Here is a 21,138-nt window from a genome sequence, read left to right as displayed (position 1 = left end):
ACTTTTAACCTTTCATTTATTGATTCATCTCAAAATGAGATGAAAACCATATAAAAAAGTTGTGTATAAATAATGAACTTTTTAAGGTAAGCGTTTTAAAAAAGTGGTACAATGATCTCGGTTTGAACTCTCTAATACCGCCTGTTGATAGGAGGATTTTTACCCATGAATATCCATGAATATCAAGGAAAAGAAGTCCTGAAGCAGTACGGCGTGGCCGTTCCTGAGGGAAGAGTGGCCTTTACGGTGGATGAAGCCGTGGAAGCAGCGGTAGCGCTAGGAACTCCGGTTGTGGTCGTGAAGGCACAGATTCATGCTGGAGGACGGGGCAAGGCTGGAGGAGTAAAGGTGGCCAAGGGCCTGGAGGAAGTTCGAGCGTATGCCAGTGAACTGCTTGGAAAGGTACTGGTTACGCATCAGACGAGTCCAGAAGGCAAAGAAATCAAGCGGCTGCTCATCGAGCAAGGCTGTGACATTAAAAAAGAGTATTATGTTGGGGTAGTCATCGACCGTGTAACTGGCCGGGTAACCATGATGGCGTCGGAAGAAGGCGGTACGGAGATCGAAGAGGTGGCCGCATCCTCGCCGGAGAAAATATTCAAGGAAGTTATTGATCCGGCTATCGGCTTACAACCTTATCAGGCTCGGCGCCTGGCTTACAACATCCATATTCCGTCTGAACTGGTCGGCAAAACTGTACAATTTATGCTTGCTCTCTATGAGGCCTTTGTCGATAAAGATTGCTCTATCGCAGAGATTAATCCCCTCGTTGTAACAGGTGATGGAAATGTGTTGGCGCTGGATGCCAAGCTGAACTTTGATTCTAATGCGCTGTTCCGTCATAAGGATATCTTGTCCCTGCGGGATTTAACCGAGGAGGACGAGAAGGAGATCGAGGCATCCAAGTTTGATTTGAGCTACATTTCACTAGATGGCAATATCGGCTGTATGGTGAATGGAGCGGGCCTGGCCATGGCGACGATGGATATCATTAAATACTACGGCGGAGATCCCGCCAACTTCCTGGATGTAGGTGGCGGAGCCACAGCAGAGAAGGTAACTGAGGCCTTCAAGATCATCTTGTCTGATGCCCAGGTGAAGGGGATTTTCGTGAACATATTTGGTGGCATTATGAGATGTGATGTGATTGCTTCGGGTATCGTTGAGGCGGCACGTCAAGTTGAGTTGAACCGCCCGCTGGTCGTGCGCCTGGAAGGGACGAATGTGGAACTCGGTAAGCAGATTTTAGCCGACTCCGGTTTGCCTATCGTTGCGGCGGGCTCGATGGCGGACGGTGCCCAGAAAATAGTTGCACTTGTATCCTGAAGTCATTCACCTATCCATGAAGGGGAGGCTCGAAATATGAGTATTTTGGTTGATAAAAATACGAAGGTCATTACCCAGGGAATTACGGGAAAAACAGCATTGTTTCATGCCAAAGGGGCCTTGGATTACGGGACACAAATGGTTGGCGGAACCTCGCCAGGCAAGGGTGGCACCCAGGTTGATATCACCCTGGAGACGGGGGGAGTAGTTAGCCTGCCGGTATTCAATACGGTACTGGAGGCCAAGGAAGCTACGGGTGCGACAGCGAGCGTGATATATGTACCTCCTGCCTTTGCGGCGGACTCCATTCTGGAGGCTGTGGATGCAGAGTTGGAGCTTGTCATATGTATCACGGAAGGTATTCCGGTGCTCGACATGGTTAAGGTCAATCGTTATATGGAAGGAAAAAATACGATCCTGATCGGTCCGAACTGTCCAGGTGTCATTACTCCGGGGGAATGCAAGATCGGTATTATGCCAGGTTACATTCATCTTCCTGGACATATTGGTGTTGTTTCGCGGAGCGGCACGCTGACCTATGAAGCGGTTCATCAATTGACGACTCGTGGCATCGGGCAATCCTCTGCTGTCGGCATTGGTGGGGACCCGGTCAAGGGTTCTGAATTCATTGATATTTTACGCCGTTTCAATGACGATGAAGACACTCATGCGGTCATCATGATTGGTGAAATTGGAGGTACGGCTGAGGAAGAGGCTGCCGAATGGATTGAGCAGAACATGACGAAGCCAGTCGTGGGCTTTATCGGCGGTGTAACAGCGCCTCCAGGCAAGCGGATGGGCCATGCCGGCGCGATCATATCCGGAGGCAAGGGGACAGCCAAGGAGAAAATCGCCAAGCTTGAGGCTTGCGGGATTAAGGTAGCTCCAACCCCCTCGGAAATGGGAGCGACACTGGTTAGCGTTCTGGAGGAACGCGGCCTCTTAAATCTTTGCACTACCCATTAAGCTTTGCTATAATGCAAGAAAAATGTCTCTTAGAGAGGTAGTGCGAGAATTCAATACCTCTTAATGCAAGGTAAGCAACCTTCTACGCCTATGGGCAGAGGGTTGCTTTTTGTTGTTTTATGAGGCGAATATGGAGGAAGTCTATGGAGAAGAAATGGATATTGGCAGGACTGCACGCCTTTCCGGGAATTGGCTTTGCCACATTGCAACGTATTATTAATCATCCTTTCGGGGACTGGGAGAATGCCTTGCATTTTAGCCCATCCGATTGGTTCGAACGTGGACTGGATCTGGAACTGGCTATGAAGCTGTGCAGTGAGTGGTCAAAGGACTGGATCGAAGCGCGGAGGGAACAGCTTGAACAAAAAGACATTGAGGTCATTACCCGGCTTGATCCGGAATACCCCTTACTAATGAAGGAAACGATGCGTCCTCCCTGGGTACTTTATGCCAAAGGAGATTTAAAGCTGTTACATCGTCTGTCTGTGGCATTGGTTGGTACACGCGTGCCTACAGCTTATGGCAGGAAGGTCGCTGCCATGCTGACGGAGGAGCTGGCATCACGAGGAATCGGGATTGTCAGCGGGTTAGCCCGGGGAATCGATGGTGTCTGCCACGAAGCGGCCTTGCTGGCTGCAGGGCCAACTATTGCCGTGTTAGGTACGGCCATCGATGTACCTTATCCTTCGGAGCATACTTCACTGTATCGGCACATTGTAGAACAGGGCCTGGTAGTCTCCGAGTATCCTCCCGGAACCCCAGGACATCCAGGGATGTTCCCGCAACGTAACCGGATTATCGCCGGAATTGCCCGAGGCACGGTAGTGGTTGAAGCGGATGCGCGTAGCGGGTCGCTTATAACAGCCGATTTGGCATTGGAGGCCAATCGGGACGTATTTGCTGTACCGGGCCCAATCACTTCGCCCAAAAGCCGAGGAACATTGACATTGCTTAAACAAGGGGCAAAGATCGTGACGGATGCGAGTGATATTTTGGAGGAATACGAAGCATTTTTACCGTCTCTGGGAGAGCCTGTCAAGGAAGCGGTAACAGAAAACGAGTTGACAGATGAGGAGCGCCGCATATACCATATGTTGGAGCAGGGAACACTTGGTTTTGATGAATTGCTCATGCGGACCGGGTGGGATTTTGGACTTTTGCATTCAGTTCTGTTATCTTTAATCATGAAAAAAACGGTGGTACAGTTACCCGGCACCGTTTATCAATTAATATAGTCCATTCCTAACTGAGAGTGGCTCCATATATGACTATATGTGTATCATCTATTAGAAGCTTTGTATTGTTCGAGAGGAGGACGAACCTGTGGCGGATTCACTCGTCATCGTGGAGTCGCCTGCAAAGGCGAAAACGATTGGCAAATACCTAGGCAGCAAATTCATCGTGAAAGCCTCAATGGGTCATGTTCGCGATTTGCCCAAGAGTCAGATTGGGGTTGAAGTAGAGAACGACTTCAGTCCGAAGTATATTACGATCCGTGGGAAGGGTTCCGTATTAAAGGAATTAAAAGATGCCAGCAAAAAAGTGAAGAAAATTTATCTGGCGGCTGACCCGGATCGTGAAGGGGAAGCGATTGCCTGGCATCTGGCCCATGTCCTTGACATGGATAAAACGGAAACATGCCGCGTTGTATTTAATGAAATTACCAAGCAAGCTGTCAAGGATGCCTTCAAAACGCCGCGCAAGATCAATATGGATCTTGTCAACGCGCAGCAGGCGAGACGTATTCTGGACCGTCTTGTGGGTTACAAAATCAGCCCGCTGTTATGGAAGAAGGTCAAGAAGGGCTTGTCCGCAGGACGGGTACAGTCCGTTGCGGTCAAAATTATTTTGGATCGTGAGAACGAGATCTCTGCATTTGTTCCGGAAGAATACTGGAGTATTACGGCTAAGTTGAAGACCGGAGATAACGCCTTTGAAGCGAAATTCCATCAACTCCATGGCCAGAAGCTGGAACTGAAGAGTGAAGAACAAGTCCAGGAGATTCTGAGTGCCATTGAGAAGGCCAAATTCAGTGTAGCTGATGTGAAGGAAAAGGAACGTCTTCGCCACCCGGCGGCTCCTTTTACCACGAGTTCCCTGCAACAGGAGGCTGCGCGTAAGCTTAATTTCCGTGCTGCCAAAACGATGTCCGTAGCCCAGCAATTGTATGAAGGGGTGGACCTCGGCAAAGAGGGTACCGTCGGTTTGATCACTTATATGCGTACCGACTCCACACGAATCGCTGCTTCGGCTCAGGAAGAGGCGAAGGAATATATTCTCGGGAAATATGGAGATGCCTATGCGCCCGAGACTCCACGGCAGTATGTGAAGAAGGCTGCGGGGGCACAAGATGCCCATGAAGCCATTCGTCCAACCTCGGCATTGCGTGATCCTGAATCCGTGAAGGAATTCACGACCCGGGATCAATATCGCCTGTACAAGTTAGTGTGGGATCGGTTTATGGCCAGTCAGATGTCCTCTGCCGTGCTGGATACGATGTCTGTGGACATTGCCGCTGGTGAAGCTACATTTCGTGCTGTAGGCTCGAAAATTCGTTTCCCCGGCTTCATGAAGGTGTATGTGGAAGGCAACGATGACGGGAAAGCCAATGAAGACGATAAATTTTTGCCACCATTAAAACCGGGGGATAAGCTTAAGAAAGAAGCCATTGATCCCAAGCAGCATTTCACCCAACCCCCTCCACGCTATACCGAAGCCCGTCTGGTTAAAACACTAGAGGAGCTTGGTATCGGGCGTCCGAGTACGTATGCCCCAACATTGGAGACGATTCAGAAACGTGGGTACGTCGCTATTGAAGAAAAGAAGTTTATGCCTACGGAATTAGGGGAACTCATTATCGAGCAGATGGAACAATTTTTCCCTGAAATATTGAATGTGGAGTTCACAGCTCATATGGAGGAAGACCTTGACCATGTAGAAGAAGGAGCCGAGGATTGGGTCCGAGTGCTTGGCGAGTTCTATGAGTCCTTCGAGAAGCGCCTTCAAGTGGCTGAGGAAGAGATGAAGGAAATTGAGATCGAGGATGAGGTTTCCGACGAAATCTGCGAGAAATGTGGCAAGCCCATGGTTTACAAGCTGGGGCGCTTCGGTAAGTTTCTGGCGTGCTCAGGTTTCCCGGATTGCCGCAATACCAAGCCCATTGTCAAGGATATTGGCGTTCCCTGTCCCACCTGTAAGGAAGGTCATGTGGTGGAGCGTCGAAGCAAGAAAGGGCGGGTCTTCTATGGTTGTGACCGCTATCCGGAGTGCGACTTCGTATCCTGGGATAGACCGTCGCCGAAGCCATGCCCTAAATGTAGCTCTTTGATGATTGAGAAGCGTAACAAGCAAGGTGTCAAATTGCGTTGTACGGCTTGCGACTACGTGGAAGAAGTTGAAGAGAACGATGATGGTGCCGATGAGTAAAAATCCTGGGGCGTGCGGGTAGGCTCCGGCAGCTTAGAGATACTTCATGGGTAGCGTAGGGAGGATTAAAGTTGACAACTAAAGATAAAGTAACCGTGATTGGGGCGGGTCTGGCTGGGAGTGAGGCGGCTTGGCAGATTGCCAGCCGCGGCATCCCTGTTGTGCTGTATGAGATGCGTCCCGTCGTCAAGACCCCGGCCCATCATACCGATCAGTTTGCTGAACTGGTATGCAGCAACTCGCTACGTGCCAATGGGCTAACGAATGCGGTCGGCGTTCTGAAGGAAGAGATGCGGATGCTTGATTCGCTGGTGCTGGGAGCGGCTGATCGTCATGCGGTTCCTGCGGGCGGAGCGCTTGCGGTTGATCGGGATGGGTTCTCGGGAGAGATAACCAGAACTTTGCGTGAGCATCCGCTCATTGAGGTGCGGAATGAAGAGATTACTGAAATTCCGCAAGAGGGTATTGTGGTCATTGCTACAGGTCCACTGACCTCTCCGGCGTTAGGAGAGCAAATTCGTCGTTTGACCGGCGAGGACTATTTCTATTTCTATGATGCCGCTGCTCCTATTGTGGAGAAGGAATCGATTGATATGAGCAAAGTATATCTGGCATCGCGTTATGATAAGGGTGAAGCTGCCTATCTGAATTGTCCGATGACGGAAGAAGAATTTGATGCCTTCTATGATGCTTTGATTACGGCAGAGGTTGCCGAATTGAAGGAGTTTGAGAAAGAGATTTATTTTGAAGGCTGTATGCCAATTGAAATTATGATGCGTCGCGGAAAGCAGACGGCGTTATTCGGTCCCATGAAGCCTGTCGGCCTGATGAATCCCCATACGGGTAAGCTTCCTCATGCGGTTGTTCAACTGCGTCAGGACAATGCTGCGGGCACCCTGTACAATCTGGTGGGGTTCCAGACTCATCTGAAGTGGGGAGAGCAAAAACGGGTCTTCTCCATGATTCCGGGATTGGAGAATGCTGAGTTTGTCCGTTATGGCGTCATGCATCGCAATACGTTTATTAATTCGCCCAAGCTGCTGTCCCCGACATATCAATTAAAGACACGGCCGACCTTGTTTTTTGCCGGTCAAATGACCGGGGTAGAGGGGTATGTTGAATCTGCGGCATCGGGTCTGATTGCGGGCATTAACGCAGCTCGAGCTGCCACCGAGACAGAGGGCATCGTCTTCCCGGAAGATACAACTCTAGGGAGTATGGCCCGATATATAACAACAGCTGATTTTGAGCACTTTCAGCCGATGAATGCCAACTTTGGACTATTTCCGAAGCTGGATGCCCGCTATCGCAAAAAAGCGGAGAAGAACGAAGCGCTCGCTAAGCGTGCGTTACAAAGCTTAACATCCTTTATTACAGAAAAACGGTTGGACTAACAACCGTTTTTTTGCAATCTATAAGGCAAAAAGGTTATGCTGACAATAAGCTATTTCATAACATAGAATGAGCGCTAATGAAAGGAAGGCATAGCCATGGACATGACTTTTCACGCCACAACGATTTGCGCCGTGCGTCATAACGGTCAGGGAGCAATAGCCGGAGACGGGCAAGTCACATTTGGGCAAAATGTAATTATGAAGCAGACAGCCAAGAAGGTGCGCCGCTTGTACCGGGGTCAGGTGATTGCCGGATTTGCCGGCTCGGTGGCCGATGCCATTACGCTGTTTGAGAAATTTGAAGGCAAGCTGGAAGAGCATCACGGCAGTTTGCAAAGGGCTGCGGTGGAATTGGCCAAGGATTGGCGGCAAGACCGCGTATTGCGCAAATTAGAGGCTCTTATGATTGTTATGGATAAGACCGGCATGTTATTGATTTCCGGGAACGGAGAGATCATTGAGCCGGATGATGAGATACTTGCCATTGGCTCTGGCGGGAATTTTGCGCTATCGGCAGCCCGGGCGCTGAAGCGGCATGCTACTGGTATGGAAGCAAAGGAAATGGCTCGTGCTTCCTTGGAGGTTGCTTCAGAAATTTGCGTATACACCAACGGGAACATCATTGTAGAAGAGTTGTGATTTTATGATCTCAGGCAAGAACATAGTTTGGGGGGACGTAAAATGGCTGATCAGAATTTAACACCAAGACAAATCGTTGCGGAGCTTGATAAATATATCGTGGGGCAGAAACAGGCCAAGAAATCGGTCGCGGTCGCTTTGCGTAACCGTTACCGTCGTAGCCTGCTTCATGAAGAAGTGCAAGATGAGATCGTGCCCAAGAATATACTGATGATTGGTCCGACCGGGGTGGGTAAGACGGAGATTGCCCGCAGGCTCGCCAAATTGGTCGGTGCGCCGTTTATCAAGGTAGAGGCGACCAAATTCACGGAGGTCGGGTATGTGGGCCGTGACGTGGAATCTATGGTCCGTGATCTTATCGAAACGGCGATACGTACCGTTAAACTGGAGCGTACGGAGAAGGTAAAGGATAAAGCGGAAGAACTGGCTAACGAGCGTTTGGTTCACATCCTTGTTCCCTCTGAGAATAAAGCTAAAAATGGTCGTAATCCATTTGAGATGCTGTTCGGGGGTGGGAATACCAATGAGACGCCCGCACAGGAATCCAGCACGGAAGATGCTGACTTGACTGAACGTCGCCGCCAATTACGATTTAAGTTGTTATCGGGCCAGTTGGAGGACGACATCGTGGAAGTAGAGGTGGAGGATAACGCCCCGACCATGATGGATATGTTTGCCGGTCAGGGCAATGACCAGATGGGCATGAACATGCAGGAAATGTTCGGTAGTCTCCTTCCCAAACGTACCAAAAAAAGAAAATTGACGGTCAAGGAAGCGCGTAAAGTATTGACTCAAGAGGAAGCAGCCAAATTAATCGATCAAGATGATCTGGTTCAAGAAGCGGTAACACGTGCCGAGCAAACCGGAATTATTTTTATCGATGAAATTGATAAGGTAGCTAGTCGCAGTGGCCAGGGAGGAGGTCCCGATGTCTCACGTGAAGGTGTTCAAAGGGACATTTTACCTATTGTTGAAGGTTCGACGATCATGACTAAATATGGCCCAGTTAAAACAGATTATATTCTGTTCATCGCAGCAGGGGCTTTTCACATTGCCAAACCCTCGGATCTGATCCCCGAACTTCAGGGGCGTTTTCCGATTCGCGTAGAGCTTAGCAGTCTTACACTGGAGGACTTTGTCTCTATACTGACGGAACCTCAGAATGCATTAACCAAGCAATATGTGGAGTTGCTGCGTACTGAGAGTCTGGAGATTGAATTTTCTACGGCAGCAATACAAGAAATTGCTCGTATTGCAGCGGCAGTGAATGCCAATACGGAGAACATTGGAGCTCGAAGATTGCATACCATTCTGGAGAAGCTTCTGGAAGACCTTTCCTTTGAAGCTCCAGAGCTAACCCTTGATAAAATGGTGATTACTCCAGAGTACGTGAAAGAAAAACTGGGAAATATTGCCCAGGATCGTGACCTCAGCCAGTTCATCTTGTAAGCTAATTTGAAAATTTCTGACTGGGACCTGAGACGTTTTTCACAAATTGTTAACAAAGGACCATTTTGCCGGATACAGGCGAATGGTCCTTTGTTTATCTGACAAAATCTACAAAATATTGCCGTAAACTATTTACATTAATATTGAAAATATACCATTATTATATAATAATATAAATGAATTACATGGAATTTTGGAAAGATAGGGCTTTTTTCTTATTGTAATAATGTCGAATCTCCGTGAAACTTAGGATATATGACATTATTAGTCGTTTTTTCGACTAGGACATAAGAAAGATAAAAAGAAAGACAATGATTAGCAAAATAATGTCGAAAAAAAGAGGATTTACGTACTGTTTGTTGAATAATGAAAATTAAGGTAATTTGATGAAGCAGGGGAGGGAAATGAAGTGCAATTGTTGAACGGAGTAGGGTTCGACAGACTAGAAACAGCCGTTCAGGCCGCGAATGTCCGGCAAGGGGTTATTTCCAATAATATTGCTAATGTAGATACTCCCTACTTCAAACGCTCGAGCGTAGCTTTTGAAAATATGCTGCAAGCCGAGATGAAGGATGGAGTACCCGAGTTGCAAGGAAAAAGAACTAATTCCAGGCATTTCGTTATAGGTCCAACGAATGGCGTTCCTGAGCCTTTGGTTACAACGGACGAGAACACGGTTATGAATAATAACCTAAACAACGTGGATATCGATAGTGAAATGACACAGCTTGCAAACAACCAACTGCGTTACAACGCCTATATCGAACAAATGAACTATCTGATTAGAATGAAACGAACTGCTGTAGAAGGGAGATAATGGACAGTGAAGATCAGCGACAGTTTTAGTATCACCTCTTCGGCTTTAACCGCACAACGTCTTCGTATGGACGTTATTTCCTCGAACATCGCCAATGCTGAAACGACTCGATCCAGAGTGGAGGATGGCAAGGCTGTTCCTTACCGCCGCAAAACCGTAGTCATGGCTCCTAAAGAATTTGATTTTAATAGTGCTCTCGACTCAGCTATGGGAAAAGGCGCAATTGGTCAAGGGGTCAAAATCACTAAAATTCAGGAGGATGCGGCCCCGTTCAAACCGGTTTATAACCCAACTCATCCTGATGCAGACAATGAAGGTTATGTATACATGCCTAATGTAGATATTTTAAAAGAGATGGTCGATATGATCTCGGCTACTCGTTCCTATGAGGCCAATGTGACCGCGCTCAATGCAAGTAAAGCGATGATTACCAAGGCTTTGCAAATCGGTAAATAGCAGATAGATGATAGATAACTTATAACTTGTAGTTAGGAGTGTTGATGTTGATTGAGAGAATGAGCTTTGACGCTGTAAAGCCATTGGCCGGAACACAACTGACCAGCCAGACGCAGTCGCAGACTCCCGCGGGATCGATCAAACAGTTTGGTACTTTTTTGAATGATGCTATTGAAGGTATTGCCGCTCAGGAAGTCAATGCACAGCAAGTGAACAATCAGTTCCTCTTGGGCAAAGTGAACGCCGATGAAATGATGATCGCCTCTGAGCAAGCTTTGTTAAGTTTGCAATTGACTACGCAAGTCCGCAATAAAGTGATAGAAGCTTATCAAGAGATTATGCGTACGCAAATTTAATGCTCGAACATGCTTCGGATGAGGTGACATTGTGAATGAGAGAATTACACAGTATCGGGATCGTTTAACCGCATACTGGAACCAATTCAGTCAAAAACAAAAAATACTATTGATCTCAACGATTGCTTTTATTATGCTAGCCATTATTTTGCTGACGATCCAATTCTCCAAGACCGAATATGAGGTAGCTTTCACAAACCTGGATTCTACCGATGCGGCTGGAATCATCACTCATCTAGAATCAGCGGGTGTTCCTTATCAGCTTGGGTCTGATGGCTCGACCATATCGGTGCCCAGCAAGGATGCTGCTCGTGTGAAAGTAGATGTTGGATCACAAGGTATTGTACAGAACGGTTCCATCGGCTTAGAGGCCTTTAACCAAAGTTCCTCTTTGATCGGGATGACCGACAACGAGTTTAACGTTAAGTATAAGAGCGCGTTAAACGGAGAAGTGGAACAACTCCTTAAACGGATGCAGGGCATCAACGATGCCAAGGTGCTCATTAACCTTCCGGCAGAAAATGTTTTTGCCAGTGCGGAAGAGCAACAAAAGGCAACGGCTTCCATCGTATTGTCGTTCAAACCGGGATATCGTCCTAATCAGGATGCCATTGACGGATATTTCAACTTGGTGAAGACGTCCGTGCCTAACTTGCCGACAGAGAACATTTCCTTATCGGCCAGCGATGACACTGTACTTCTTCCAACAGGGCAAGGCGGATCATCGGGTTCGCTTACGACTGCCGTTCAGGAGAACATGGCGCTACAGAAGAAGTTCGAAAGCGATGTTCGCCAAAGCGTAAAACAATTTCTATCCAAGCTGACTGGTCCTGACAAAATTGAAGTGTTGGTAGCCTCCAAGCTCAATTTTGACCAGATTAGTCAAAAAGATAACCTCGTTACTCCGGTAGATACGGAGAATATGAGAGGGATTGAAATTAGTGCTCAGCGGATTCAAAAGAGCTACACAGGTGCGAGTCCGGATAGTGGTGTGCCCGGGACAGGGCAAGAGGATGTCGTTAATTATCCTTCGGCAGAAGAAAGTGGGGGATCGTCGTCAGAAGAAAGCTCGTCGACGATTAACTATGAAGTCAACAGAATTACCAAGGATATTATCGCCAGCCCTTATGTTATTAAAGATTTAACCATCAATGTTGCGGTTGAACCACCTGAAGGCGAAGAAACTTTGGATGAGAATACCCGTACGGCGATTGAGAATATTCTATCTAATATTGTCGGATCGTACTTGGCGGATTCAGGTACTACTTATACAGACGAGGAATTGCAGGGAAAAGTTTCGGTATTGTCCCAACCTTTTCATTCGGGAGACGCACAAAAGGCTGGTTTGAGCTTGTCCAGCCCGTGGGTATGGGGCGTTGGCGCGGCAGCATTGCTGGCTTTGATCGCTCTCAGTATCGTATTGTTCCGTCGTCGCAAGCCAGACCTGGAAGTGGAGGAAGAAATTCCATTGCCGCTCGCTCCGGAGTTTCCATCAATTAATTTGGATACAGTCACGAATGAGAACCAAGTGCGCAAACAATTGGAAACACTGGCCCAGAAGAAGCCGGATGAGTTCGTTAACTTGCTTCGCACCTGGCTGGCTGACGAATAGGGGTGAACGCATTGTCAAAAACAGCGAGCCCGGTTTTAAGCGGGAAACAAAAAGCCGCCATATTGCTGATTACATTGGGTCCGGAAGTATCGGCTCAAATCTTCAAGCATTTGCGGGATGATGAAATTGAACAATTAACGTTGGAAATTGCCAATGTCCGTACGGTTGATAGCGCGGACAAAGATATGATTATGGCCGAATTCCACCAAATTTGCTTGGCTCAGGAATATATCAGTCAGGGCGGTATCAATTACGCCAAGGAAATTTTGGAGAAGGCACTTGGCCAATCCAAGGCTGTCGATATTATCAATCGTTTGACGGCAACCTTGCAAGTTCGACCCTTTGATTTTGCTAGAAAGGCTGATCCAAGCCAAATTCTGAACTTTATTCAGAATGAAAATGCACAAACGATTGCTTTGGTTCTATCCTATTTGCAATTTGAACAAGCCGCGGCGATTCTGTCCTCGCTTCCTCAGGAGAAACAGGCCGAGGTAGCCAGAAGGATTGCGGTCATGGATAGTACCTCTCCTGAGGTTATCTCTCAAGTGGAACGCGTGCTGGAGCAAAAGTTGTCCGCAACGGTAACACAAGACTACACCAGCGCGGGCGGCATCGAGTCCATCGTGCAGATTCTGAACGGGGTAGACCGCGGGACGGAGAGAACGATTCTGGATTCCTTGGAGGTTCAAGATCCGGAATTGGCCGAAGAAATCAAGAAACGGATGTTTGTGTTCGAAGATCTTGTCAACATCGACAATCGTTCGATTCAACGTATTATCCGCGACCTCGAAAATGCCGATTTGCAACTTGCCCTCAAAGTGGCCAGCGAAGAGGTCAGAGAAGCGGTGTTCCGCAATATGTCGAAACGGATGTCCGAGACATTCAAGGAAGAAATGGAATATATGGGGCCGGTACGGCTGCGTGACGTTGAAGAAGCTCAAACGCGTATCGTAGCTACCATCCGCAGATTGGAAGAAGCGGGTGAGATTATCATTGCCCGTGGCGGAGGAGATGACATCGTTGTCTAACCTGATCAAGGTGTCGCAGTATGTTCCCGTTGAAATATTGAAGCAACTAGATTTAGCCAAGTCTTACGCTGCTCCTGCGGCGGAGGAAGTGACAAATTTTCCTGCCGAGCGTGAGCAGGTAAAGGAAGTTGTTCCCTCTCCCGAAGATATTGAGGCAGAGCGAGCCAGACGGCAGATGCTGAGTGATGCCAAGGATTTTGCTGAACAGCAGGTCAGGGAGGCTTCGGACAAAGCCGAACAGCTGTTGACGGAGGCCAAGGAACAAATCGAGCTTTGGTGGCAAGAACGCCGTCAACAGGACGAGGATATGATTGAAGCTCTGAAAGCTGAAGGCTTCAATCAAGGTTATGAAGAAGGCAAGGCTCAAGCCGAGGAAGCGATGAAATCCCAAGTTGAGGAAATGATGCATGAAGCTAGCACAGTCCTGGAGCACGCCTATGAGGAGAAAAATCGTATTATTCAGGAAGCAGAGCCATTCTTGGTAGACTTGAGTTGCGCGATTGCCGAGAAAGTGATCGACAAGCAACTCTCTCTGGAGCCAGACTATACCATGGAGCTTATCCGAAAGAGTCTGGCTCGTAAAAGAGAGCAGGGAGTTATTGCGTTATGCGTATCCCCGGGATACTTCTCGTTTGTACAAGCTGCGCGTGAGGAATTAACGTTGGCCATCGACTCTCAGGCGGAGCTGCAAATTCTTCCAGACCCTACAGTTAAGGATCGCGGTTGTGTTATCCGCTCATCCTTTGGAAGTGTGGACGCACGAATTGATACTCAACTGTCGGAGATTAAAAAAGAGTTGCTTCGCATTTCATTGCAGTCGGAGGATCGGGGGCAAGGGAACGATGAGCATGAACGCTGAACGTTATATCGATCATCTCAAGCAGCTTGATCCGGTCAGGGTTAACGGCAAGGTCACGCAAGTCATTGGGCTGATGGTTGAATCCGAAGGCCCGGATGCCAGCATAGGCGAGCTTTGCTACATTTATCCCAGCAAGGCTTCCCAGCCACTGCAAGCTGAAGTTGTCGGATTTCGTGATAACAAAGTGCTGTTGATGCCACTAGGGGAATTACAGGCGATTGGTCCGGGCTGTGATGTTGTGGGAACAGGCAAGCCACTTACTGTACAAGTGGGTTCTGAACTGCTCGGCAAGGTACTGGATGGATTAGGGCAACCCCTAGATGGGTCATTGCTGCCATCAAGAATGAGCCATCATTCAACCTATAGTAAGCCGGTTAATCCCTTGAATCGTCCCCGTGTACTTGAACCCATTAGTATTGGTGTGCGGGCTATTGACGGCTTGCTGACCATCGGTAAGGGACAGCGGGTAGGGATATTTGCTGGTTCCGGTGTCGGGAAGAGTACTCTGATGGGGATGATTGCCCGCAATACGGCGGCAGACGTCAATGTGATTGCCCTAGTGGGGGAACGCGGACGCGAAGTCCTAGACTTTATTGAGCGGGATTTGGGACCGGAAGGACTGGAACGCTCAGTAGTCATTGTGGCTACTTCCGACCAGCCGGCCTTGATTCGGATGAAGGGTGCGCTAATTGCCACGAGCATTGCTGAATATTTTCGGGATCGCGGCTTGAATGTCATGCTGATGATGGACTCTGTCACCCGGTACGCCATGGCACTTCGGGAAGTGGGACTGGCTGTTGGTGAACCTCCGGCCATGCGTGGATACACTCCATCCGTATTTGCGGCACTACCTAAGCTGATGGAAAGGGCGGGTACAGGGCCAACAGGGTCAATTACCGCTTTCTACACGGTACTCGTAGACGGCGATGATATGAATGAGCCGATTGCTGATGCGGTACGTGGAATTTTGGATGGACATATCGTGCTGAACCGAAACATCGCTAACAAGGGTCACTTTCCTGCCATCGATATTCTAGCGAGTATCAGTCGGGTCATGAAGGATATCGTGACGGACGAGCAAAATGATGCTGCGGAGAATTTGAAGAGACTGATGGCGGTATACAAGGATTCCGAGGATTTGATTAATATCGGAGCCTATCAATCAGGCTCAAATGCAGACATTGATGAAGCCATTGGATACATCCAGAGCATCTGGGCGTTCACAAGGCAGAAGGTAGATGAGAAGGTAACGCTTGCCGAAGTACAGAATCGTTTAATTTCTGAATTTGCAAGGAGATGACCCTTAAAGGATGAGGTTCCGTTATGTCTATCAAAAAGTTGTGGATTTGAAATCAAACGAGAAGACGCAAGCTGAGTGGATGCTCTCTGCTGCGGTAGGACAGCTTCAATCTGAGCAACGTTCCCTCAAACAATTGCTGGAGGAGCAAGAACAGACCGCTGCGGTGCTGCAATATGAGATGGCCAATAGAGCTCCGATGGTCAAACTCCAGGAGTTACAGCGTTATATGGAGTACATGGAGCAGGCCATTGAGCGGAAGCTTGGGGATATCCGAAGGGCAGAAATAAACGTGGAGCAAAAAAAGACTATATTGAACGGCAAGCTGTTGGATGAGAAGGTTTGGCTAAAGGCGAAGGAAAAAGCCAAAGACAAATTTCAGCACGAACTGCTTCTTCGGGAACAAAACGAGCTGGATGAGATGGCGACTGTCCGGTTTGCCATGAGAGCCCGTTAAGGATAGCGGGATTGACATGGACTTGTCGAAGGAGGGGGATTAATGGCTAGAACGAATCTGGAGCTGGATGAGGAGTTGGAAGAATCAGGCGGAGGATTTTCACGTTTCCTGTTTTTTGCGACGCCGATTCTATTCACGGTTGTACTACTGGGAGTTATGCTCACCTTATTTAATATGGATTTCCGCAACATGATGTACCGGTGGGCTGATGCCATTCCTGTCGTAAGAGATTTCGTTCCGGACCCGGAGCGAACGGAAGGCGAGCAGGAGCAGAAGCTGGCCGCAGATAAGGAAAAGGAACTGAAAGAGCAGCAGAAGAGTATAGACGCTGCGGTAAAGCAGCTCCAGGAGCAAGTGGCTAAGCAGGATGCGGATTTGCAAACTGCGGCTCAGCAAGCCGAGGCCCAGCAAGCAAAGGTGAAAGAACTGGAAGAACAACTTGCGGCTGCTCAGGTGCAGAAGCAGGTAGAGGAAGAGAAGGCAGAAGCGGAAGCTTATCAGAAGGAAGTCAAGAAGCTGGCACAGTTATATTCCGGGATGAGCCCCAGTAAAGCGGCTGCTATCTTAGATAAATTAACTACAGAAGAAACGTTGCAAATGCTTGATGCGATGAATAATGAGAGCAAGGCGGCCATCTTAGAGAAGATGAATCCGCAAAAAGCGGCTGACATTTCGATTAAATTGAAAGACGTCAAAGAAGCAGATGATTTGGCCATCGCTGCTTTGCAATCGAGATTGAAAAAAGAAGCAGAGACTGGTCAGGCTGCGTCAACTACCGGAACGGCATTGGACGATACGGAGTTAAGTCAGACCTTCTCCGCTATGCCGGCCGCCGAGGCCGCTAAGCTTGTGTTACAGACCTACAAAATAAGCCCTGATAAAGGCCTGAGAATCATGAAGTCGGTGAATAGTTCGGCACGGTCTGATATATTAGCCGAGATGACGAAGGCGGATGAGAAAACTTCTGTGAAGATCCTGAATCAACTTGTCTCGAAATAAGAGGGCTACAACAACTTTCGCTTGAAAGGAGGTGAAAATGAAAATGAGTCAAGCAATCACGAATGTAAATACGGGCAAGGCAACGACAAATGCTTTGTGGTACGGAGCTAGTGGTAAAGCAGATGCAGGTCAAAGTAGCGGTGCTTCCTTTGATCAAAAGCTTATTTCTATGCTGATGGGCGATGCAAAGTCACAGGAAGGTCAAACCTCGATGTCGCTGCTGGCTTTGGTCGGTTTGACAGGGTTAGCGGAAGGTGCGGAGGCTGAGGGGAATGAGGCTGAGCTAAATACGGCACTTGAAAATCTCTTGCAGGATCTGCCCAAGCTGGATGAGGCGCTGCAAAATGATTCCACGTTGTTGTCTGTTCTTCAGGGCTGGCTGCAATCTCTCCAGACGTTACTTTTGCCGGGGAATGCCGGGACTACAGAGAACGGCAATCAAGAGGCATCTGCTCTGCCTATATTGGCACAGCATTCGGAAACGATACGTTTTGCCGTGCAGGATGCATTGGTTCAATTAATATCGTCAAACGAGTCGCTCTCTGGCAAGGAGAATCAACATCAGGTCAAGTTGATGCTGCAGACATTGCAAAATCTGCTTAATGAGCTGCCAGATACGTCAGATTCCAAAGCCCAAAATCTTAAAGGTGCTGATTTAACAAACTTAACTACGCAAGCCAAGATAGTTCCCGAGTCAGGGGCTACGGCTGGTGGGCAAGGCAACTCAGGACAACACTCTGAGGGGCTGAAGAATGGAAATCTATCAGTTCCATTGCAGCAAGGACCACAAGCATCTGATGTTGCGGCAACCAAGTTTGCTCAAATCATTGGAACGTCAGCAGCTTCGTCTGAATCGGTAAGCGATAATCCAGGTGGAATGCAGGATACGGGGCTGGAAACAGGAAATATCGTGACCGCCGGACAGTTAGCTTTGAGAGATCAGGGTGTGGCTGCCTTGAAGCAAGTAGCTAAGCCAGTGCCAGTTGAGAACTTTGGCAAAGAAATGAGTGGTTTCCTGGTCAACAAACTGGAGATCGTCAAATTACAAGGTGTTTCAGAGGCGAGAATTTCGCTCTATCCGGAACATTTGGGCCAAGTCGATGTGAAAATTACGATGCAAAATGGGCTGTTAACGGCTCAATTTGTAACGGAACATGCCTTCGCCAAGGAATCTCTAGAGCAACAAATGTCACAATTAAGAGCTGCGCTCCAATCGCAAGGGCTACAAGTCAGCAAATTGGAAGTTACGCAGAATACAGCGTTGTCTTCCCATATGTATCATGATGAAGGACGTCAATCCGGTAATGGTACAGGGCAGCAGCAAGCTGAGAAACGTAGACAACTGGCGGAAGATGATCTTCTGACTATCCATGATCTTAATGAAGAGTGGAATGAATGGATAGCTGAAGTGAAGGCCAAGGAGCAGGATTACGGCAGTTCCTTTGTTGCCAGGGCTTAGATTAGGCGGAAAGGAGGTAATTCCATGGCAGATACGTATACATCCTCTGTGATGTGGCCGAATTACTCGCAAGCGAATGTAGAAAAAGCAAGCAAAAAAAGCAATGAGCTGGGCAAGGATGCTTTCTTGAAGCTGATGATGGCTCAAATGCAAAATCAGGACCCGCTGTCTCCTATGGATAACACACAGATGGTTGCCCAGATGGCTCAGTTTACTTCAGTGGAACAACTGACCAACATTTCGGATCAGCTTAGCAAGATGGGAGATTCTTTGGGGAATACATCAGGGCTGATTGGTAAAGAAATAACCTGGCTTATCCAAACGAAAACAGGTAATTATGATGTGGTTACTGGCCAGCCTGAAGTCATTCAGGAGAGAGAGAGTGGCATTGTGGATTCCATTGTTGTACGCAGTGGTGTACATTATGTCAAAATCGGAGCTAGAGAGGTTGAAGTCTCGCAGATTGAACAAGTTTCAGTGCCTGTGGAGGAAGAGACGGAACAGGGAGTTGATCCGTCATGAATATCCCCATAAAAGTTGGACAGTTCTATGCGGGCAGACTGCAACCGGGTAGCCTGCAACAGAGTAAAGCGGTTCAAGCGAGTAACCCCCAAGCGGCATCCTTTAAGGACATGCTGCAGGATCAACTGGTGCACTTTAGCAGCCATGCGGTCAAAAGATTGGAGCAGCGCGGGATTGAATTAAAGCCGGAGCAGCTTCATCAAATCGGTTCAGCCATTGATAGTGCGGCGGCCAAAGGGGCGAAGGACTCGCTGATTCTGATGAAGGATATGGCCTTAATCGTGAATGTGAATAACCGTACGGTTGTAACTGCGATGGATGGCAACAGTATGAAGGATAATGTATTCACACAAATTGATAGCGCAGTAATCATTGTTTAACCAGACTGGCTGGACCGGGTACGGAAGCCAGGAAGACCGTGGATCGACTGAAGCGGCTTCAGAGAAAGACAATTAAAGAGGAGGATGAAAGAATGTTAAGATCTATGTATTCTGGCGTATCCGGAATGCGCGGCTTTCAAACCAAGCTTGACGTTATCGGTAATAACATCGCTAACGTAAATACTGTTGGTTTTAAGGCCGGGCGAGTGATGTTTAAGGATATTATGAGCCAGACTATCGCAGGTGTTACTGCTCCAGTTGAAGGAGAATCCGGCGGGGTGAACCCGAAACAGATTGGGTTGGGGGTATCTATAGGTTCTATTGATACTTTGCATACGGGCGGAAGCGCAATGACTACTAACAATCCGCTGGATATGCGTATTGATGGTGATGGATTTTTTCTAGTTAAACTAACAGAAGATCAAGAAGTACCATTCCTAACTCGAGCTGGAGACTTCCACTTGGATGCTGCTGGTCAACTAGTAACTTCTGATGGCTTGTTTGTATGTAATAGTGATGGAGACATCCTTGAACCTATTGATTTTGAAACGGTTACCGCATTCTCTGTATCTGCTAATGGTACTATAGTAACTAAACTAAATGATGGTACTAATGGTGAGGGTGGAATTATTGGTGTTACTAAAATAACGAATCCTGAGGGGCTTGAGAAAATTGGTGGTAGCCTCTACAGAATAACGGTAAACTCCCTTGTTGACGATCCTGTGTATACCAACCCTAATGATGCGGAAGTTGGTACAGGGGCACTTGTGGCAGGACAGTTGGAAATGTCCAACGTTGACCTCACTGGCGAGTTCACTGAGATGATTGTGGCTCAACGTGGCTTCCAGGCTAATTCGCGGATTATCACTACGTCTGACGAAGTTTTACAGGAAGTCGTTAACCTGAAACGATAAGCTAGTGGGTAGCCTGGGGAGGACCCGTTCTTCCCGGGCTGCTTATACAGTCCCATGATCATTCAGGAGGGAAATCATGATTTCTGTAACGCGCTTGAACGGTTCACAGTTATGGCTTAATGCAATAATGATTGAAACGGTGGAAGAAACACCGGATACATACGTCACCCTTGTAACGGGCAAGCGTATTATTGTGCTGGAGAAGGCGGCCGATGTAATTGCGATGGTCAAGGAATATTACCAGGAAATCGGCATCCACGCAGCAACTATTAAAGTGCAACAAACGGAGGAATGGTCATGAAGAAAATGCTGCCTTGGCTGATGACGATTTTGCTGGCTGTCACCCTGATCGTGCTGGCTGCCTTTTTGCTGGTAAATCAAATGAACAAACCTGAGCCTGGTACAGAAGTGAGAAGTGCTGTTAATAGCGTAGCTCAGACGAAACAATTATCGGCAGACGAAATTGTATTGGTGACAGCAACAATCGACGATATCAAAACGAATCTATCAGATCCTAATTATGTGGTAGTCATGAATTTTGCCTTCCAGTTGGATAACGAAATCTCTAAGGAATCCTTCGACAAAATCAAAGATTATAAAATTAAGCCAATCATCATTAAAACGTTGGCTGATACCAAGCCGGAAGAACTGACAGGAGCATTAGGAAAGGACAATCTGAGTACCAAACTCCTCAACCTGATCAACAAATCACTGCCGGAAGGGAATTTGATTCAGATCGATATTACCAACTTTATTATGACGAGAATTTAAATCTACTAATA

At 47.8% G+C, this 21,138-nt stretch carries 22 protein-coding genes; all 22 read left to right on the top strand.

Going from position 1 to position 21,138, the window contains the following annotated elements; genetic code table 11:
• Positions 1–165 precede the first annotated feature (165 nt).
• A complete protein-coding gene (sucC, locus tag AC1VOR_RS01945; protein WP_482615501.1) occupies positions 166–1,326 on the top strand; it encodes an ADP-forming succinate--CoA ligase subunit beta in 1,161 nt (386 codons plus the stop codon).
• 36 nt (positions 1,327–1,362) lie between these two features.
• Positions 1,363–2,292 carry a succinate--CoA ligase subunit alpha gene (gene sucD, locus AC1VOR_RS01940; RefSeq protein ID WP_482615500.1) on the top strand — a complete coding sequence of 310 codons (930 nt, stop codon included), beginning with the start codon at positions 1,363–1,365 and terminating at the stop codon, positions 2,290–2,292.
• A 143-nt stretch (positions 2,293–2,435) separates the two neighbouring features.
• Positions 2,436–3,527 carry a DNA-processing protein DprA gene (dprA, locus tag AC1VOR_RS01935; protein WP_482615499.1) on the top strand — a complete coding sequence of 364 codons (1,092 nt, stop codon included), beginning with the start codon at positions 2,436–2,438 and terminating at the stop codon, positions 3,525–3,527.
• Positions 3,528–3,615: 88 nt separating this feature from the next.
• Positions 3,616–5,718 carry a type I DNA topoisomerase gene (topA, locus tag AC1VOR_RS01930; RefSeq protein ID WP_482615498.1) on the top strand — a complete coding sequence of 701 codons (2,103 nt, stop codon included), beginning with the start codon at positions 3,616–3,618 and terminating at the stop codon, positions 5,716–5,718.
• A 71-nt stretch (positions 5,719–5,789) separates the two neighbouring features.
• The gene (gene trmFO / locus AC1VOR_RS01925) at positions 5,790–7,112 is read left to right on the top strand and encodes a methylenetetrahydrofolate--tRNA-(uracil(54)-C(5))-methyltransferase (FADH(2)-oxidizing) TrmFO (protein ID WP_482615496.1); all 1,323 of its coding nucleotides are present in this window, start codon (positions 5,790–5,792) and stop codon (positions 7,110–7,112) included.
• Between the two features lie 96 nt (positions 7,113–7,208).
• On the top strand, positions 7,209–7,751 hold the full coding sequence (hslV, locus tag AC1VOR_RS01920; RefSeq protein ID WP_059053561.1) for an ATP-dependent protease subunit HslV: 543 nt from the start codon (positions 7,209–7,211) through the stop codon (positions 7,749–7,751).
• A gap of 42 nt (positions 7,752–7,793) precedes the next feature.
• On the top strand, positions 7,794–9,200 hold the full coding sequence (gene hslU, locus AC1VOR_RS01915; RefSeq protein ID WP_482615494.1) for an ATP-dependent protease ATPase subunit HslU: 1,407 nt from the start codon (positions 7,794–7,796) through the stop codon (positions 9,198–9,200).
• A 409-nt stretch (positions 9,201–9,609) separates the two neighbouring features.
• On the top strand, positions 9,610–10,017 hold the full coding sequence (gene flgB / locus AC1VOR_RS01910; protein WP_482615493.1) for a flagellar basal body rod protein FlgB: 408 nt from the start codon (positions 9,610–9,612) through the stop codon (positions 10,015–10,017).
• 6 nt (positions 10,018–10,023) lie between these two features.
• Positions 10,024–10,473 carry a flagellar basal body rod protein FlgC gene (flgC, locus tag AC1VOR_RS01905; protein ID WP_482615490.1) on the top strand — a complete coding sequence of 150 codons (450 nt, stop codon included), beginning with the start codon at positions 10,024–10,026 and terminating at the stop codon, positions 10,471–10,473.
• A gap of 44 nt (positions 10,474–10,517) precedes the next feature.
• Complete coding sequence (fliE, locus tag AC1VOR_RS01900) at positions 10,518–10,829, top strand: flagellar hook-basal body complex protein FliE (protein ID WP_482615489.1); 312 nt, start codon at positions 10,518–10,520, stop codon at positions 10,827–10,829.
• Positions 10,830–10,860: 31 nt separating this feature from the next.
• Positions 10,861–12,441 (top strand): flagellar basal-body MS-ring/collar protein FliF, encoded by a 1,581-nt coding sequence (gene fliF, locus AC1VOR_RS01895; RefSeq protein WP_482615487.1) that lies wholly within the window; start codon positions 10,861–10,863, stop codon positions 12,439–12,441.
• Between the two features lie 11 nt (positions 12,442–12,452).
• Positions 12,453–13,469, top strand: a complete 1,017-nt coding sequence (gene fliG / locus AC1VOR_RS01890; protein WP_482615486.1) for a flagellar motor switch protein FliG — start codon at positions 12,453–12,455, stop codon at positions 13,467–13,469.
• A complete protein-coding gene (locus tag AC1VOR_RS01885) occupies positions 13,462–14,328 on the top strand; it encodes a FliH/SctL family protein (RefSeq protein WP_482615485.1) in 867 nt (288 codons plus the stop codon). The genes fliG and AC1VOR_RS01885 overlap by 8 nt, the downstream gene beginning before the upstream one ends.
• A complete protein-coding gene (gene fliI / locus AC1VOR_RS01880) occupies positions 14,312–15,628 on the top strand; it encodes a flagellar protein export ATPase FliI (protein ID WP_482615484.1) in 1,317 nt (438 codons plus the stop codon). Before AC1VOR_RS01885 ends, fliI begins: the two co-directional genes overlap by 17 nt.
• A 10-nt stretch (positions 15,629–15,638) precedes the next feature.
• Positions 15,639–16,082 (top strand): flagellar export protein FliJ, encoded by a 444-nt coding sequence (gene fliJ, locus AC1VOR_RS01875; protein WP_482615482.1) that lies wholly within the window; start codon positions 15,639–15,641, stop codon positions 16,080–16,082.
• A gap of 42 nt (positions 16,083–16,124) precedes the next feature.
• Complete coding sequence (locus AC1VOR_RS01870; protein ID WP_482615481.1) at positions 16,125–17,081, top strand: MotE family protein; 957 nt, start codon at positions 16,125–16,127, stop codon at positions 17,079–17,081.
• A 43-nt stretch (positions 17,082–17,124) separates the two neighbouring features.
• Positions 17,125–18,540, top strand: coding sequence for a flagellar hook-length control protein FliK (locus tag AC1VOR_RS01865; RefSeq protein WP_482615479.1), 1,416 nt, complete (start codon positions 17,125–17,127; stop codon positions 18,538–18,540).
• Between the two features lie 24 nt (positions 18,541–18,564).
• Positions 18,565–19,062, top strand: a complete 498-nt coding sequence (locus AC1VOR_RS01860) for a flagellar hook capping FlgD N-terminal domain-containing protein (RefSeq protein WP_482615477.1) — start codon at positions 18,565–18,567, stop codon at positions 19,060–19,062.
• Complete coding sequence (locus AC1VOR_RS01855; RefSeq protein WP_482615476.1) at positions 19,059–19,442, top strand: TIGR02530 family flagellar biosynthesis protein; 384 nt, start codon at positions 19,059–19,061, stop codon at positions 19,440–19,442. Before AC1VOR_RS01860 ends, AC1VOR_RS01855 begins: the two co-directional genes overlap by 4 nt.
• Before the next feature lie 92 nt (positions 19,443–19,534).
• Positions 19,535–20,356 (top strand): flagellar basal body rod protein FlgG, encoded by an 822-nt coding sequence (flgG, locus tag AC1VOR_RS01850; protein ID WP_482615474.1) that lies wholly within the window; start codon positions 19,535–19,537, stop codon positions 20,354–20,356.
• Between the two features lie 76 nt (positions 20,357–20,432).
• Positions 20,433–20,657 (top strand): flagellar FlbD family protein, encoded by a 225-nt coding sequence (locus AC1VOR_RS01845; RefSeq protein ID WP_059053537.1) that lies wholly within the window; start codon positions 20,433–20,435, stop codon positions 20,655–20,657.
• Positions 20,654–21,127: a flagellar basal body-associated FliL family protein gene (locus tag AC1VOR_RS01840; RefSeq protein ID WP_482615472.1), complete on the top strand. Its 474-nt coding sequence runs from the start codon at positions 20,654–20,656 to the stop codon at positions 21,125–21,127. The genes AC1VOR_RS01845 and AC1VOR_RS01840 overlap by 4 nt, the downstream gene beginning before the upstream one ends.
• Positions 21,128–21,138: the final 11 nt, after the last annotated feature.

Source organism: Paenibacillus sp. 1SOY10, assembly GCF_056836745.1.
Note: the sequence above shows the minus strand (reverse complement) of the source record. Positions and strands in the feature narration are given on the sequence as shown.